Raw genomic sequence first — 16,503 nt, forward strand, 5'->3', positions numbered from 1 at the left:
TTCTCTCAGGCGTCGCGCCGCGGTCCCGCCGCCGGGGTGACCGGGAACAGGTGCGGGGCGGAGAATCCGGATGCCGCGAAGGCTGCGGTCACGGCGTCCGACGCCTCGGCGACGGCGTCCGCGTCGATCAGGGCGATCGCGGCGCCGCCGAAGCCGCCTCCGGTCATGCGCGCACCCAGGGCACCGGAGGCGAGCGCGGCGTCGACCGCGGTGTCGAGCTCGGCGGTCGAGATCTCGAAGTCGTCGCGCAGGGAGGCGTGCGAGGCGATGAGCAGCTCGCCGATGGCCTTCGCGCCCTGCTCCCGCAGCACCCGGACGGTGTCGAGCACACGCTGGTTCTCGGTGACGACGTGCCGCACCCGCCGGAACGTCACGTCGTCCATCACCTGCTGCGCTCGCGACAGGTCTTGCACCGACACATCGCGCAGGGCGGGCACGCCGAGGAGGGAGGCGCCGAGCTCGCACGAGGCCCGGCGTTCGCGGTAGCCGCCCGTCGAGTGCGCGTGCGTCACACGCGTGTCGATCACGAGGATCGCGAGCCCGGCATCGGCGATGCCCAGTGGCACGCGCTCCGCATGCAGCGTGCGGCAGTCGAGGAAGATGGCCGTGTCGCGCTCGCCGCGCATCGAGGCCATCTGGTCCATGATCCCGGTGGGAGCGCCGACGGCCTCGTTCTCGGCTCGCCGTCCGATGCGGGCCAGTGCCGTGCCGTCGAGGTCGGTGCGCCACAGCTCGTTCAGGGCGGAGGCGGTCGCACCCTCGATCGCCGCCGAGGAGGAGAGTCCAGCGCCCACCGGCACATCCGACGCGATCGCGATGTCGACTCCGCGCCCCGTCGCCCCCGTCGCCGCGCGCAGGGCCCAGGCGACCCCGAGAGGATAGGCCGCCCATTCGGGCACGGCCGGGTGCGTGCCCGGTGTCGTGGGGAACACCCGGTCGAGCTCGTCGAGGCCGACCGACACCGGCTCGTCCGCGAAGGTCGAGGCGACACGGATCCGGTCGTCGTCGCGAAGGCCGACCGCGGCGACGGTGCGCTGCGGGATGGCGAACGGCAGCACGAAGCCGTCGTTGTAGTCGGTGTGCTCGCCGATGAGGTTCACGCGCCCCGGTGCCGACCAGAGGCCGTCGGGCTCGTACCCGGTGAGCTCGCGGAAGAGCGCCGACGCCGCGTCCAGGGCGCCGGTCACGCCGAGTCCGCTTCGTTCGGGCCCTGCGACGCCCGTTCGACGGCATCGCGGAGGCGTGCTGCACCCTGTTCCGGTGCGACCTCCGCGGCCCACGCCCACATCGCGGCCTCTGACCCCGCCAGATACTTCAGCTTGTCGGCGGCCCTCCGCGGACTCGTGAGCTGCAGATGCAGGCGCACGGTGTCCCGGCCGACGCGCACAGGAGCCTGGTGCCAGGCGGCGATGTAGGGGGTCGGCGTCTCGTACATGGCGTCGATTCCACGGAGCAGGCGCAGGTACAGCGGGGCGAGCTCGTCGCGCTCGGCATCCGTCGTCTCGGCGAGATCGGGCACGTGTCGGTGCGGCATCAGGTGCACCTCGAGCGGCCAGCGCGCTGCGAAGGGCACGAACGCCGTCCAGTGCTCGCCGCGGAACACGACCCGCTCCGAGGCCTGCTCCGACTCGAGGATCCGGTGGAACAGGTCGGGGGCGGTCCGGTCGATCGACTCGAGCACGCGCGCGGTGCGAGGTGTCACATACGGGTAGGCGTAGATCTGCCCGTGCGGGTGGGGCAGGGTCACACCGATCGCCTCACCGCGGTTCTCGAAGGGGAACACCTGCTCGACGCCGGGCAGCTGCGACAGCGCGGCCGTGCGATCGGCCCAGGCCTCGATCACGGTGCGGGCGCGCGTCACCGACTGGGTGCCGAACGAGCCGGAGTGCTCGGGGCTGAAGCAGACGACCTCGCAGCGTCCGACGGCCGCGCGGGTGCGGCCGAGGCCGAGGCCGGCGAGGTCGTCCAGGCCGCGCGGCGCGTTCTCGGCTGGTGGTGCTGCGCCGAAGGCCTCGGCGAGGGCCGGGCCGAAGGCGGGGGAACGGTTCTCGAACACGGCGACGTCGTAACGCGCGGGAACCTCCGAGGGGTTGCCCGGTGTCTGCGGCGCCAGCGGGTCGGCATCCGCGCTCGGCATCATGACGCGGTTCTGGCGGTTCGCTGCGACCGTGATCCAGTCGCCGGTCAGTACATCGAGGCGCATCGTGGCCGTACCCGGGCGTGCGTCGAGGGTGCGGGCGTCGACGGCGCGATCGGCTCCGAGTGCGGTGTCGGGGTCGTCGTAGTAGAAGAGATCACGGCCGTCGGCGAGGGTCGTGGCGCGCCTGACGACGCCGGCGCCGAGGGTCTGGGTGTGCACCTCGGGAAGATCGGGCGTGCTCACGTGAACATGCTATGTGTGCGGCCGTCGGCGTCGAGGAGCGTGCCGTGCTTGCGATCGGACGGACTCTCGTGGCATGATCTGGGAAAGCGCTTTCCAATCTCTTTCCGGGAAGCACGGACAGCGTCCCGCGACAGGAACGGAACACCATGACACAGGCGAACACCCGCGAGATCGGGATCATCATGAACGGCGTCTCCGGCCGTATGGGCTACCGGCAGCATCTGGTGCGCTCGATCCTGGCGATCCGTGAGCAGGGCGGCATCGAGCTCCCCGACGGCTCGCGCATCACGGTCAAGCCGATGCTCGTCGGCCGCAATGAGGCCACGCTCGCCGAACTCGCCGCGAAGCACGGCATCGACGACTGGACGACCGATCTCGATGCCGCACTCGCCGACCCGCAGTGGGAGATCTACGCCGACTTCCTGGTGACCAAGGCCAGGGCGTCCGCGATCCGCAGGGCCATCGCCGCCGGCAAGGCGATCTACACCGAGAAGCCCACCGCCGAATCGCTCGACGAGGCGCTCGAACTCGCGCGCCTGGCACAGCAGGCCGGTGTGAAGACCGGCGTCGTGCACGACAAGCTCTACCTGCCAGGGCTGCAGAAGCTCAAGCGCCTGATCGACTCCGGCTTCTTCGGCCGCATCCTCTCGGTGCGTGGCGAGTTCGGCTACTGGGTCTTCGAGGGAGACTGGCAGCCCGCGCAGCGCCCGAGCTGGAACTACCGCACCGAAGACGGCGGCGGCATCATCACGGACATGTTCCCGCACTGGAACTACGTGCTCGAGAACCTCTTCGGCGAGGTCACGAGCGTGTACGCGCAGGCGGCCGTGCACATCGCCGACCGCTGGGACGAGAAGGGCGAGCACTACACCGCCACCGCCGAGGATGCGGCGTACGGCATCTTCGAGATCGAGGGCGGCATCATCGCCGAGATCAACTCCTCGTGGACCGTGCGGGTCAACCGCGACGAGCTCGTCGAGTTCCAGGTCGACGGCACGCACGGCTCGGCCGTCGTGGGGCTCTTCGGCGCCAAGATCCAGCCGCGCAACGCCACCCCGAAGCCGGTCTGGAACCCTGATCTGGAAGACACCCGCGACTACGACGCCGACTGGCAGCAGGTGCCCACCAACGACGTCTTCCTCAACGGCTTCCGCCAGCAGTGGGAGGAGTACCTGGTCTCCTATGTCGAGGGCACGGAGTACCCGTTCGACCTGCTCGCGGGAGCGCGCGGCGTGCAGTTCGCCGAGGCGGGGCTGACCTCCAGCGCCGAGGGTCGCAAGATCGCGCTCGAGCCCCTCACCCTGGATTGAGGCGCGCATGAGCACCCTCCGGCTCCTCCGAGCGACCGGTGAGACCGCCGATGTCGCGCTGAACGACTCGGGCGTCTATGCACGGCCCTCTGCTCCTCTGCGCAGCCGCGTCGCGTACGCTGCCGCCCACGTCGTGCCGAAGGTGCACGCCGACAACACCCCGGGGCAGCCCGCCGACATCGACTGGGACGCGACCCTGGCCTTCCGCCGCAACGTGTACTCCTGGGGACTCGGCGTCGCCGACGCGATGGACACCGCGCAACGGAACATGGGCCTGGATGCCGTGGCGACCCGCGAGCTGATCGCGCGCAGCGCCGAGGTCGCCCGTGAGGAGGGCGGCTCCGTCGTGGTGGGTGTCAACACCGACCACATCGCAGAGCCGCACATCTCGCTCGACCAGGTGATCGCGGCCTACCTCGAGCAGCTGCACTTCACGGAGGAGCAGGGCGCAGGTCCCGTGCTCATGGCCTCGCGCCATCTCGCCCGCGTCGCGACCGGTGCCGAGGACTACCGTCGCGTGTACCGCGAGGTGCTCTCGAGGGCCACGGTGCCCGTGGTGCTGCACTGGCTCGGCACAGCCTTCGACCCGGAGCTCGCGGGATACTTCGGGGCAGACGACTGGCAGACGGCGTCGGGGGTGCTACTCGACGTGATCGCCGAGAACCCCGACAAGGTCGCCGGCGTCAAGATGAGCCTCCTGAACGCCGAGTCCGAGATCTCGGTGCGCGAACGGCTCCCCGAAGCCGTGCGCATGTTCACGGGCGACGACTTCAACTACGTCCGCCTGATCGCCGGCGCCCGAGCGGATGGCAGCGCGGGGGTGCGCGAGCACTCGGATGCGCTGCTGGGGGCGTTCGCGGCGATCACACCCGTGGCCTCGGCGGCCATCCAGGCCCTGGACGCCGGCGACGCGGAGGCGTATCTGCGCATCCTCGGACCCACGGAGGAGCTGAGCCGGCAGGTCTTCGCAGCCCCCACGTTCTACTACAAGACGGGTGTCGCCTTCCTCTCCTGGCTCAACGGTCATCAACCGGCGTTCCAGATGGTCGGAGGGCTGCACTCCGCACGGAGCCTGCCGCATCTGAGCCGCATCGTGGAACTCGCGAACTCCTCCCTCGCCCTCGAGCAGCCCGGCCTCGCCCGTGAGCGGTGGCATGCCATGCTCCAGCTGAACGGGGTGGACGCATGACCGCCGTGCCGGGTTCGACGCCCCCGCGCGCACACCTGCAGGAAGAAAGCACGTCCGTCGGAGGAAACGCCGGGGAAGCCGCCGACATCCGTGCATCCGCCCGACAGATGGACACGACCACGCCGGACCCGCGTCTCTCGATCAACCAGGCAACCATCAAGCATGCCGACCTCGAGACGGCTCTGCGGGTCACGGCCGAGTCCGGGGTCCAAGCGATCGGACTCTGGCGCGAGCCCGTGAACGAGGTGGGCCTCGACACCGCCGCCCGGATGCTCACGGACTCGGGGCTGCGGTTCACGACGCACTGTCGTGGCGGGTTCTTCACGCTCCCGGTCGGCCCGGAGCGTGACGCGGCCCTCGACGACAACCGCCGTGCGATCGAGGAGACGGCGACCCTCGCGGCCGCCGGTGCCGAGGGGTCGGCGGCGGTGCTGGTGCTCGTCGCGGGTGGACTCCCTTCGGGGTCGCGCGACCTGATCGGTGCACGGGAGCGTGTGCGCGATGCGATCGGGGTTCTGGCACCCGAAGCGAAGGCGGCGGGGGTGACGCTCGCGATCGAGCCGCTGCATCCGATGTACGCCTCGGACCGGGCGGTCGTCTCGACACTCGGTCAGGCGCTCGACATCGCCGCCGACTTCGACGCCGATGTGGTCGGCGCCGCGGTCGACACCTTCCACATCTGGTGGGACCCGCAGGTGCTCGCGCAGATCGCCCGCGCCGGTCGTGAGGGCCGCATCGCCACGTACCAGGTGTGCGACTGGAAGACGCCGCTCGCGGAGGACGTGCTGCTGTCGCGCCACTACACGGGCGACGGCGTGATCGACTTCGGATCGCTCACCCGCGCGGTCATGGCCACAGGGTACGACCGCGACATCGAGGTCGAGATCTTCAACGCCGACGTCTGGGCGGATGCGCCGGAGAACGTCGTGCGCCGGACGGCCGAGACCTTCGCGGCCGCCGTCTCGCCGCATCTGCCCTGAGCCGAGGCGCCCCGGAGTTGAGAGGATGACATCGTGACAGGTATCCGTCCCGGGGGCGGGGTCGGCATGACGGCGCACCGCGAAGTAGGCTCGGGGTCATGACCAAGCCCGCAGCGTCCGCGGACGGAACATCGCCCGGACGCACGCCGCGTCATGCCAGGGGGCCTGCGCCGACGCTGCACGATGTCGCCCGTGAGGCCGGCGTCTCGCTGGCGACGGCTTCCCGCGTGCTCAACGGCTCCGAGCGCAAGGTCGCCGAGCAGTACCGCGAGCGTGTGGAGACCGCGGCTGCCGCGCTCGGCTACACGGCGAACGTGTCGGCCCAGGCGACGGCTCGCGGCATGTCGCCGGTGATCGCCCTCCTCGTGGCCGACATCGCCGACCCGTACTTCGGCCTGATCGCCTCCGGCGTGGCCCGCGGCGCCGACGAGCACGGGCTCGTCGTGACGATCGCCATCACGGAGCGCGACCCGGCGCGGGAGGCGAGGATCGTGCGCGCGCTCCGGGGGCAGCGGCCGCGGGGCCTGATCCTCGCCGCCTCCCGCACCCAGGAGCCGATGGAGGTCGAGACGGCACAGGAGCTCGCCGAGTTCGCCCGTCTGGGCGGCAGGGTCGTGTCGTTCGGACCGGACGGCGGCGGAGACCATCGCATCGAGATCGACAACCGCTCCGGAGCGGAAGCGCTCGGTCGACGGATGGCAGCTCTCGGATACCGCTCTGCGATCGCGCTCGGCGCGGCAGAGGGCGTCCGTACCTCGGACGATCGTCTGACCGGATTCCGCGCCGGCTTCGAGGGAGCCGGCGGCGTGGTCCAGGATGTGCGGCGAGGGGGCTTCCGCCGGGAGTCGGGTGCCGCGGAGATGGCCGCCGCGCTCGCCGACGGTGTCGCGCGAGACACCCTCGTCTTCGGGATCAGCGATGTGGTCGCGATCGGTGCCATGTCGGCTATCCGCGACGCCGGTCGCGAGGTCGGCGCCGACATCGCCGTGTGCGGCTTCGACGACGTCCCCGTGAGCGGCGATGTCTCTCCCGCCCTGACGACCGTGCGGGTGCCGCTGAGCGAGGTCGGCTATCAGGCCTTCCGCGCCACGGTCGACGCCGACTGGGAACAGGTGCCCCTGCCGCTCGAGGTCGTCGTGCGCGCGAGCACGCCTGGTGTCGCCGCATGACCACGGTGGTGCTGGCGCCCGACAGCTTCAAGGGGACGATCACGGCGGCGGATGCGGCTGCGGCACTGGCCGAAGGCTGGACGTCCGTCGAACCGTCCGCCGTGTTCGTGCATCGGCCCATGGCCGACGGCGGCGAAGGCACCGTCGCGGCGTTCGAGGCCGCCGTGCCCGGTGCCGTGCGCGTGCCGGTCGCGGTGGACGGCCCCGCCGGCGTGCGGATCGACACCACCTGGCTCCTGCTGCCGCCGACGGCTGAGGCGCCGGGTGGCACCGCCGTCGTCGATCTCGGCTCGACGTCCGGCATCGAGCTGCTCGACGAACTGCGCCCGTGGGACGCCGACACTACGGGTCTGGGGCAGGCCATGGCCGATGCCCTCGACCGCGGTGTCTCACGACTCGTGGTCGGCATCGGCTCGAGCGCCTCGACAGACGGCGGCACCGGGATGCTGTCGGCGCTGGGGGCACGGTTCCTCGACGCGTCCGGCCTCCCCGTCGCGCGGGGGGCACGTGGCCTCGCCGACATCGCCTCGGTCGATCTGTCGGGCCTGCGAGCGGCCCCCGAGGTGCGGGTGCTGACGGACGTCACGAACCCCCTCACCGGCCCTCGCGGTGCGGCCGCGGTCTTCGGGCCGCAGAAGGGGCTGCGCGACCCGGATGACGTCGCACTGGTCGACGACGGTCTGCGCCGTCTCGCCGACCTCCTGGGGATCGACCACGCGGGGGAGGGCAACGGTGCAGCCGGAGGCACCGGCGCCGCGCTCGTCGCGTGGGGCGGCGTGCTCGCTCCCGGTGCTGCCGAGGTGGCAGAGCTCATCGGCCTCGCCGCGGCGATGGCCGATGCCGACGTCGTCATCACCGGTGAGGGGTCCTACGACGGACAGTCCGGTGACGGCAAGGTCCCCTCGTTCCTCGCCGGCCTAGCCGCCGCCGCCGGAGCGCGCGCGATGCTCGCCGCCGGCCGCATCACCGCGGATGCCGACACCGCGCTGTTCGCGGCATGCGCATCTCTCTCCGACGTCGCCGGGTCGTCCGACGAGGCCCTTGCGAACCCCTCGCGCTGGCTCCGCGAAGCCGGCGCGCTGCTCGCACGCGCCGCGGTGTGAGGGCGGGGCGCGACGCGCCGGGGCCTCGTCGCCGCAGGGTCGTTCGGCATCCTTTCCGATGTGCCGCGGACACGGCGTTGTGTCCTTCGGAATATGTTCATCCGACGTATGGTTCGCCCTCTGCTACGATCAGCGCAGAATACCGGTTGTTCGATCGAATGGACTGAGCCGGCTTCGCTCGATCTAGGGGAGATTGTCCGTGAGTCCTGTCCGTTCGCGCCGTCGCGCCGTGGTGTCCGATTCCCACCGGGGGCGGTGGTCCCGCATGCTCCGCACCGGCGGGGTCGTGCTCACCGCTCTCGCCCTGATCGCGTCCTCCGCGGTTCCCGCCGTCGCTGGCGAGTCCGCGCCCGCGACGTCGACGGTCGTCACCGCCGCGGCCCCCGATCTGGTCAGCGACGATCCCGCTGTCGTCTCCGCGGCGCATGGAGCCCAGATCAGCACGGAGCCCGCTGACGTCCCTTCGCCAGATGCCCGCTCCGACGAGGCCTCCGCCCCCGAGCCGCCGAGCGCGGACACGCCGACGACGCAGGCGCGTGCCACCGACGGGTCGGCGACAGCGGCCGACCTGCCCGAATCGACGTACGGCGAGGTCGTCAGGGTCACCGTCTCCGGACGCTTCGTGACCCCGGCCGGCGCCCCTGCTGCCGGCGTGAACCTCCGTGCAGAGCCCCTCTTCGGCGACGGTCCCGGAGACCTCGCGCAGATCACGACCGGCGCGAACGGCACCTTCACCCTGAACGTCGACACGGCGCGTCCGTTCGCCCTCCTGGTGACCCCCGGCGCGGGTTATGTCACCGGGATGATCGGCACCGACCGCAAGATCATCCCGGGGAGCTGGCCGGAGGGCCGATGGGTCCTCGAGCCCGAGGCCGCCGTCTCCACGCTCGGAGATGTCGCGCTCGTCGCAGGACATGCCGTGTCGGGAACCGTGACGGTCACCGGCCCGCTCTCGCCCACCGAGACCCGGCTCCAGCTGACGGCGGAGAACTCGCAGTTCGAGATCCCGCTTTCGATCAAGACGGGTTCGACCTCCTGGTCGGTGACGGTTCCGAAGGGCACGTATCGCGCATCGGTGACCGGGTACGGTCTTGGCATCGAGGCGTACTACGGGGGAAGCTCGTACGACACCGCGAAGCCGATCGTCGTGAACGGTGCGGTGACGAGCATCGGGATCGCCGTGACGATCAGCTCCCGCACGATCTCGGGTACGGTCCGCGACCTGAAGGGGAAGCCGGTCGAAGGAGCCGGTGTCACGCTCAACCCGCGCCCGTGGACGTCGGGGAGCCTCTCCCGGTCCGCGACCACCGCGGCGGACGGCACGTACACCCTTCTCAACGTCGTGCCCGGCACCTACGACCTGAGCTTCTACAGCTCGGGGCCGCCCACCTACTGGCCCGGTGTCAGCAGCTGGGAGAACGCCGGAACGATCACCGTCACATCGGCGTCCGGGTCGTTGACCGGCTACAACGCCGCGATGGCGGCCGGTGTGCGCATCACCGGCACATCGACCGACCCCGACGGGACGCCCCGCGAAGGCGACACGATCTCGTTCAGTCAGGGCGGCACGATCATCGGGTCGAGCGTGACAGGACCCGACGGCTCATACTCGTCCTGGGGCCTCTCCGCCGGCGAGTACACCGTCGGCCTGACGCAGGCGGGTTCCACCGGATCCGCACAGCAGTGGTACGACGGCAAGAGGAGCGCCGCCGAGGCTGATCTCGTGCGCGCGACGACCGACGGCGCGGTCTACGACGGCATCGACTTCGTCGCCGTGAAGGGCGGGTCGATCACCGGCACGGTCTCGTTCGCGGGCGGCGCTGCGGTCAAGGGCGCCACGGTCTCGGTGTTCGCCGCGCACAACACCGACCAGCCCGTCGCCACGGCGACCACGGATGCGCAGGGTCGCTACACGTTCAAGGGACTGAATCGCGAGAACTACGTCGTCAAGGTCACCTCCGGCTCCAGCGGCGTCGTCGACGTCTGGTACGGCGCCACCGCGAGCGACCCGGCGGCGGTCGTGATCGAGCTCGGCCTCGACGCGACGTTCCGCGCCGACGTCACCGCCGTCCTCGGCGGCACGATCAGCGGAACCCTCACCGGCGTCGCAGGTCAGACGTACTGGGTCTCGTTGAGCCAGCAGGACGGCTCCCAGTACCGCTCCATCGCGGTACCCGTCACCGACGGCTCCGCCGTGAAGTGGGAGGTGTCCGGACTCGCGGGCACCTGGATCGCGTCGGTCAACGGCGACTACTGGGACGGCGCCGCCTCCTCGGACCAGGCCACGCCGATCACGGTCGTCGCCGGCAAGGTCTTCACCGGGGTCGACTTCGATCTGCGCAAGAACCTGAACGTCACGGGAGCGCTCCGGACCACCGACGGATCGGACATCGCGCGCGCCGATGTGACGATCGAACGCCAGGACGGCGAGTGGTGGAACTACGTGGACTCCGCCTACGGGTTCGGTGCGCAGTTCGGCTTCTCCGTCGAACCGGGGTCCTATCGGATCCGCACATCCGGGTACTCCGAGAACGGCGACGCGCTGCGTGAGACGACGACGCCGTTCACCGTCGTCGCCGGGAAGCAGACCGTGCTCGACATCACGACGCAGCGAGGCTGGGCGGTCAGCGGCCGTCTCACCGATGCGACGACCGGTGAGCCGGTGTCCGGGGAGTCCGTGCGGGCGCAGTCGCTCGTCACTTACTCGACCGTGTACGGCCGGACCCAGGCCGACGGGTCGTACCGCATCGTGGTCGGCTCGCCCGGTGCCTGGAACGTCTCCGCGGCAGAAGCCTCCACGACCTATTCGACCTCGACGCGTCGTATCACCGTCGCCGGCGCCGACCTGAAGGACATCACTTTCGCGCTCGCCAAGGGTCAGCGGCTGAGCGGCAGGGCGACCGCCGAGAACACGTCGAATCCCCTGCCCGGCATCCAGGTCTCTGTCTGGAACGCTGCGGGGGAGAGCGTCGCCTCTGCGACCACCGCCGGCGATGGCACGTATCGCACCCCGGCCCTCGCCAACGGTGCGTACACGGTGAGCTTCACGAACTGGAACGGGCTCTACGTCGAGGAGTGGTGGAAGGATGCGACGACCGCGGCATCCGCGACGAAGGTCGATGTCGCGAGCAAGCCGGTGACGGGCATCGACGCCTCCATGCGCCTCGGTGGGGTCGTCACAGGCTCGGTCTCCGACCCCGACGGCAATCCGCTCGCGGGAGCCACCGTGGGTCTTGCGGCCTTGCCGGCCTCGGGGATCGGCGCGTTCTTCGCGCCCTTGACCGAGATGTTCGGTGCGACGCCGGGGGGCACGATCCTCGACATCGAGACCAGTACTGATGAGTCGGGGAACTACACGCTGCCTCCGGTGGAGGCGGGGTCGTACGGACTGTATGTGTACTCGCCGGCGACGGGCACGACGTGGTTCGACGGCAAGAAGACGCTGAGCGAGGCGGATCCCGTCGAGGTCTCCGCCGGCGGGACCGTGAACGTCCCGCTGCAGCTGCGCGCTCTCGCCTCCGGGGAGGCGCCGCGTACGCCGGAGCAGTCCATCAGCGACGAGTTCACCATCCAGCGCCAGCCCGTCGACGTCACGGTGACCGATGGTGAGACCGCGACCTTCCGCGCCGCGGCATCGGGCGTGACGGCACCGACGATCCGCTGGGAGAAGCGCAAGAAGGGGGCTTCGACGTTCACGACGATCGCGGGCGCGACGGACTCGACGCTCGCACTCACCGCGGCGCTCGCCGACTCCGGCGCAGCGGTGCGTGCGGTCTTCACCTCCGGCGGGACGACGAAGACCACCGATATCGCGACGCTGACGGTGACGGCGAAGCCCTCGGTGCCGAAGACCCCGGCGGTGCCGGTCGCGTCGAAGCTGCAGGAGACGTCCGCCCAGCTCGACTGGACCGCGCCCGCCTCGGGTGGCTCGCCCATCACCGGCTACTCGGTGCGGATCTACACCGGCGGTGCGCTCGTGCGTGAGATCGCCGTCACGGGGGAGTCCTTCTCCCTCACCGGCCTGACCGCGCAGACCACCTACGCCGCATCGGTGACCGCGGTCAACGCGGTCGGAGCCGGTACGGAGTCGCCGCGCGTCTCGTTCACCACCCTGAAGGCTTCGACGGCGCCGGGCGCTCCGACCGGGGTGTCGGCGGTGGCCGGCGACGGACAGGCGACGGTGTCGTGGAAGGCGCCGGCGTCGAACGGCGGTTCCGCGATCACGGGCTACACCGTGACGGCGTCGCCCGGTGGCAAGACGGCCACGACGACGGGGGCCACGACGGCGACGGTCGCGGGTCTGACGAACGGCACGGCGTACACGTTCACGGTGAAGGCGACGAACGCGATCGGCTCGTCTGCGGCTTCTGCCGCGTCGACGGCGGTCACGCCCAAGGGCGCGGCGAAGGCTCCGGATGCGCCGACCGCGGTGACGGCGGTGGCCGGCAACGCGCAGGCGACGGTGTCGTGGAAGGCGCCGACGTCGAACGGCGGTTCCGCGATCACGGGCTACACCGTGACGGCGTCGCCCGGTGGCAAGACGGCCACGACGACGGGGGCCACGACGGCGACGGTCGCGGGTCTGACGAACGGCACGGCATACACGTTCACGGTGAAGGCGTCGAACGCGATCGGGTCGTCTGCGGCCTCTGCAGCGTCGACGGCGGTCACACCGACGGCACCAGCGGCCGCGGTCTCGCGTCAGTCGGGGCCTGGTCGGTATGAGACGGCGGTTGAGGTGTCGAAGGCGTCGTTCCCGACGGCGGGTGTGCCGGTGGCGTATCTGGCGAGCGGCCGGGACTTCCCTGATGCGTTGGCGGGTGCGGCGGCGGCGGGTCACCTCGGGGGTCCGGTGCTGTTGACGGAGCCGGGGGCGTTGCCCGCGGTGGTGTCGGCGGAGCTGGCGCGTCTGAAGCCGCAGCGGATCGTGATCCTGGGTGGCACGGGCGCGGTGAGCGAGGCCGTGAAGAAGCAGGCCGGCGCGTACACGTCGGGTGGGGTCTCGCGTCAGTCGGGGCCTGGTCGGTATGAGACGGCGGTTGAGGTGTCGAAGGCGTCGTTCCCGACGGCGGGTGTGCCGGTGGCGTATCTGGCGAGCGGCCGAGGCTTCCCTGATGCGTTGGCGGGTGCGGCGGCGGCGGGTCATCTCGGGGGTCCGGTGCTGTTGACGGAGCCGGGGGCGTTGCCTGCGGTGGTGTCGGCGGAGCTGGCGCGTCTGAAGCCGCAGCGGATCGTGATCCTGGGTGGCACGGGCGCGGTGAGCGAGGCCGTGAAGAAGCAGGCCGGCGCGTACACGTCGGGTGGGGTCTCGCGTCAGTCGGGGCCTGGTCGGTATGAGACGGCGGTCGAGGTGTCGAAGGCGTCGTTCCCGACGGCGGGTGTGCCGGTCGTGTATCTGGCGAGCGGCCGGGACTTCCCTGATGCGTTGGCGGGTGCGGCGGCGGCGGGTCACCTCGGGGGTCCGGTGCTGTTGACGGAGCCGGGGGCGTTGCCCGCGGTGGTGTCGGCGGAGCTGGCGCGTCTGAAGCCGCAGCGGATCGTGATCCTGGGTGGCACGGGCGCGGTGAGCGAGGCCGTGAAGAAGCAGGCGGAGACCTACATCCGACGTTGACGACATCGTCGGGGGAGCGATCAGATCGTTCCCCCGACGGTCGTCGTCGCCGCAGCGATCGGGTCAGTCGCCGAGTGCGGCCGACACCACGGCGCGGGCCTCGGCCTGCACCTCGGCGAGGTGCTCGGGCCCGCGCAGGCTCTCGGCGTACAGCTTGTAGACGTCTTCCGTGCCGGAGGGACGCGCGGCGAACCAGGCATGCTCGGTCTGCACCTTGAGGCCGCCGATGGCCGCCCCGTTGCCCGGCGCGTGGGAGAGCTTGGCGGTGATGTCCTCGCCCGCGAGAGTCGTCGCGGTCACGGCCTCCGGCGCGAGCCTGCCCAGCGTCGCTTTCTGCTCCGGCGTGGCCGGGGCGTCGACCCGCTGATATGCCGAGGCGCCGAACGCCTGCTCCAGCTCGGCATAGCGCTCCGACGGCGTCTTCCCGGTGACCGCGATGATCTCGGCGGCGAGCAGGCACAGCAGGATGCCGTCCTTGTCCGTCGACCACACCGAACCGTCTCTGCGGAGGAAGGACGCTCCGGCCGACTCCTCACCGCCGAACGCGACGGAGCCGTCGAGGAGTCCGGGCACGAACCACTTGAATCCGACCGGCACCTCCAGCAACCGGCGGCCCAGCGATTCGGCGACGCGATCGATGATCATCGACGACACCAGCGTCTTGCCGATCGCGGCATCGCGCGGCCAGTCCTCCCGGTGCGAGAACAGGTAGTCGATCGCCACCGCGAGGTAGTGGTTCGGGTTCATGAGCCCGGCGTCCGGAGTCACGATGCCGTGCCGGTCGGCGTCGGCGTCGTTCCCGGTGAGAACGTCGTACGAGCCCTTCTTCGCGACCAGCGACGCCATGGCCGACGGCGAGGACGGGTCCATGCGGATCTTCTCGTCCCAGTCGAGCGTCATGAAGCGCCAGGTCGGGTCCACCTCGGGGTTCACGACCGTGAGGTCGAGGCCGTGCACCTCGGCGATGAGCGCCCAGTACTCGACCGAGGCGCCGCCGAGCGGGTCGGCGCCGATGCTCACCCCGGCGTTCCGGATCGCGTCGATGTTGATGATGGACGGGAGATCGCGTACGTAGGCGTCGCGGAAGTCGTATCCGGTGAGTGCATCCCAGTCGATGTCGGAGAAGCGCTCCCGGGCGACGCCTTCGAGTCCCGCGGCGATCAGCGCGTTCGCCCGGTCGGCGATCCACCCCGTCGCGTCGGTGTCTGCGGGGCCGCCGTGGGGCGGGTTGTACTTGAAGCCGCCGTCGCGCGGAGGGTTGTGCGACGGGGTCACGACGATGCCGTCGGCGCGCGTCGGGTCGTCGGCCGCCTTGCCGCGGTTGTGGGTGAGGATCGCGTGGCTCAGCGCCGGCGTGGGAACCCACGCGTCGCGGGAGTCGACGCGCACATCGACGCCGTTCGCCAGCAGCACCTCGATGGCGCTGCGCTCGGCCGGCAGCGACAGTGCGTGCGTGTCCCGCCCGAGGAACAACGGGCCGGAGATGCCCTGTGCGGCGCGATAGTCCACGATCGCCTGGGTCGTGGCGAGGATGTGGTTCTCGTTGAAGCTGTTCGACAGCGAGGAGCCGCGATGGCCGCTGGTGCCGAACACGACCCGCTCCGCCGCCACTTCCGGATTCGGCGCGCGGTCGTAGTACGCGGCGATCAGCTCGTCGACATCGATCAGGTCACTTTCCTCCGCGGGGAGGCCGGCACGGCTGGTCATCTTCTCAGTCTGCCCCCTGAGACGCGCGATCGCATCCGAGAAGTCACCGAACACGGGCCCGGTCGCCGAGGGCTAAGGTGAAACCCGTGACTGAACGCCGCACCTACAGCTACCTGGGACCCGCTGGAACGTTCACGGAAGCGGCGCTCGACCAGGTGGCCGAAGCCCGTGGTCAGGACTGGCGTCCCGTGCACAACGTAGGCGAGGCCCTCGCCGACGTGCTCGAGGGCCGAAGCGACGCGGCGATGATCGCGATCGAGAACTCCATCGAGGGCGGTGTGTCCACCACGCAGGACGCTCTCGCGACGCTCCCGGGTCTGCGCATCATCGGCGAGTACCTCGTGCGGGTGAACTTCGTGCTCGTCGCCCCCCGCGGCACGACGCTCGACCAGGTGGAGGTGATCGCGGCGCACCCCGTCGCGTACGCGCAGTGTCACGGCTGGCTCGGAGAGCATCTGCCGTCGCACTCGCATGTCCCGGCGGCGAGCAACGTCGCCTCGGCGATCGGCGTGCTCGACGGGACGCTGCCGGCGCAGGCCGCCATCGCGGCCCCCGGCATCGTGAACCACTACGACGTCGACGTGCTGGCGGAGGGCATCGGCGACAACGCCCAGGCGGTGACCCGCTTCGTCCTGGTCACCCGCACGACGCGTTCGCCGGAACCCACCGGCGCCGACAAGACCTCGCTGATCGTCGAACTCCCGCACGACCACCCCGGGTCTCTGCTCGAGATGCTCGAGCAGTTCTCGACGCGCGGCATCAACCTCTCGCTCATCGAGTCCCGCCCCATCGGCGACGAACTCGGACGCTACCGCTTCGTGATCGACGCCGACGGGCACATCGAGCACGAGCGCATGGCCGACGCGCTGCTCGGCATCCGGCGGTTCAGCCCTCGCGTCGTCTTCCTCGGGTCGTATCCGCGCGCCGACCGGCAGATCGTGCAGTACCCCGATCGGTACTCCGACGACGTGTTCGTCGAGGCCCGCGACTGGCTCCGCGGCATCCTTTCCGGCGAGCCGGAAGCCTGACGTCATCCACCTGACCGCCCAGC

At 70.7% G+C, this 16,503-nt stretch carries 10 protein-coding genes; 7 read left to right on the top strand and 3 right to left on the bottom strand.

All coding sequences use genetic code 11. The annotated features are described in order from the left end of the window. Positions 1–5: 5 nt before the first annotated feature. Both galK and galT read right to left on the bottom strand, forming a co-directional pair. Complete coding sequence (gene galK / locus AB0E56_RS05940) at positions 6–1,187, bottom strand: galactokinase (protein WP_359797412.1); 1,182 nt, start codon at positions 1,185–1,187, stop codon at positions 6–8. Next, positions 1,184–2,383, bottom strand: coding sequence for a galactose-1-phosphate uridylyltransferase (gene galT / locus AB0E56_RS05945; RefSeq protein ID WP_359797414.1), 1,200 nt, complete (start codon positions 2,381–2,383; stop codon positions 1,184–1,186). Before galT ends, galK begins: the two co-directional genes overlap by 4 nt. Positions 2,384–2,529: 146 nt before the next feature. Here galT and AB0E56_RS05950 point away from each other — a divergent pair, with 146 nt between their 5' ends. The 6 genes from AB0E56_RS05950 to AB0E56_RS05975 all read left to right on the top strand — a co-directional run bounded on the left by AB0E56_RS05950 (position 2,530) and on the right by AB0E56_RS05975 (position 13,745). Beyond that, positions 2,530–3,693: a Gfo/Idh/MocA family oxidoreductase gene (locus AB0E56_RS05950; protein ID WP_359797416.1), complete on the top strand. Its 1,164-nt coding sequence runs from the start codon at positions 2,530–2,532 to the stop codon at positions 3,691–3,693. 7 nt (positions 3,694–3,700) lie between these two features. Continuing rightward, on the top strand, positions 3,701–4,882 hold the full coding sequence (locus tag AB0E56_RS05955; RefSeq protein ID WP_359797417.1) for a dihydrodipicolinate synthase family protein: 1,182 nt from the start codon (positions 3,701–3,703) through the stop codon (positions 4,880–4,882). Between the two features lie 107 nt (positions 4,883–4,989). After that, on the top strand, positions 4,990–5,862 hold the full coding sequence (locus AB0E56_RS05960) for a sugar phosphate isomerase/epimerase family protein (protein WP_359798263.1): 873 nt from the start codon (positions 4,990–4,992) through the stop codon (positions 5,860–5,862). Positions 5,863–5,960: 98 nt separating this feature from the next. Beyond that, positions 5,961–7,031: a LacI family DNA-binding transcriptional regulator gene (locus AB0E56_RS05965; RefSeq protein WP_359797418.1), complete on the top strand. Its 1,071-nt coding sequence runs from the start codon at positions 5,961–5,963 to the stop codon at positions 7,029–7,031. Then, a complete protein-coding gene (locus AB0E56_RS05970; protein WP_359797420.1) occupies positions 7,028–8,134 on the top strand; it encodes a glycerate kinase in 1,107 nt (368 codons plus the stop codon). Before AB0E56_RS05965 ends, AB0E56_RS05970 begins: the two co-directional genes overlap by 4 nt. A gap of 265 nt (positions 8,135–8,399) precedes the next feature. After that, complete coding sequence (locus tag AB0E56_RS05975) at positions 8,400–13,745, top strand: cell wall-binding repeat-containing protein (protein WP_359797422.1); 5,346 nt, start codon at positions 8,400–8,402, stop codon at positions 13,743–13,745. A gap of 63 nt (positions 13,746–13,808) precedes the next feature. Here AB0E56_RS05975 and pgm read toward each other — a convergent pair whose 3' ends face one another. Beyond that, a complete protein-coding gene (gene pgm, locus AB0E56_RS05980; RefSeq protein ID WP_359797424.1) occupies positions 13,809–15,452 on the bottom strand; it encodes a phosphoglucomutase (alpha-D-glucose-1,6-bisphosphate-dependent) in 1,644 nt (547 codons plus the stop codon). A gap of 77 nt (positions 15,453–15,529) precedes the next feature. Here pgm and pheA point away from each other — a divergent pair, with 77 nt between their 5' ends. Further along, positions 15,530–16,480 (top strand): prephenate dehydratase, encoded by a 951-nt coding sequence (gene pheA / locus AB0E56_RS05985; protein ID WP_359797425.1) that lies wholly within the window; start codon positions 15,530–15,532, stop codon positions 16,478–16,480. The last annotated feature ends 23 nt before the right edge of the window (positions 16,481–16,503 follow it).

This window comes from Microbacterium sp. NPDC028030, from assembly GCF_040637855.1.
GTDB lineage: Bacteria > Actinomycetota > Actinomycetes > Actinomycetales > Microbacteriaceae > Microbacterium.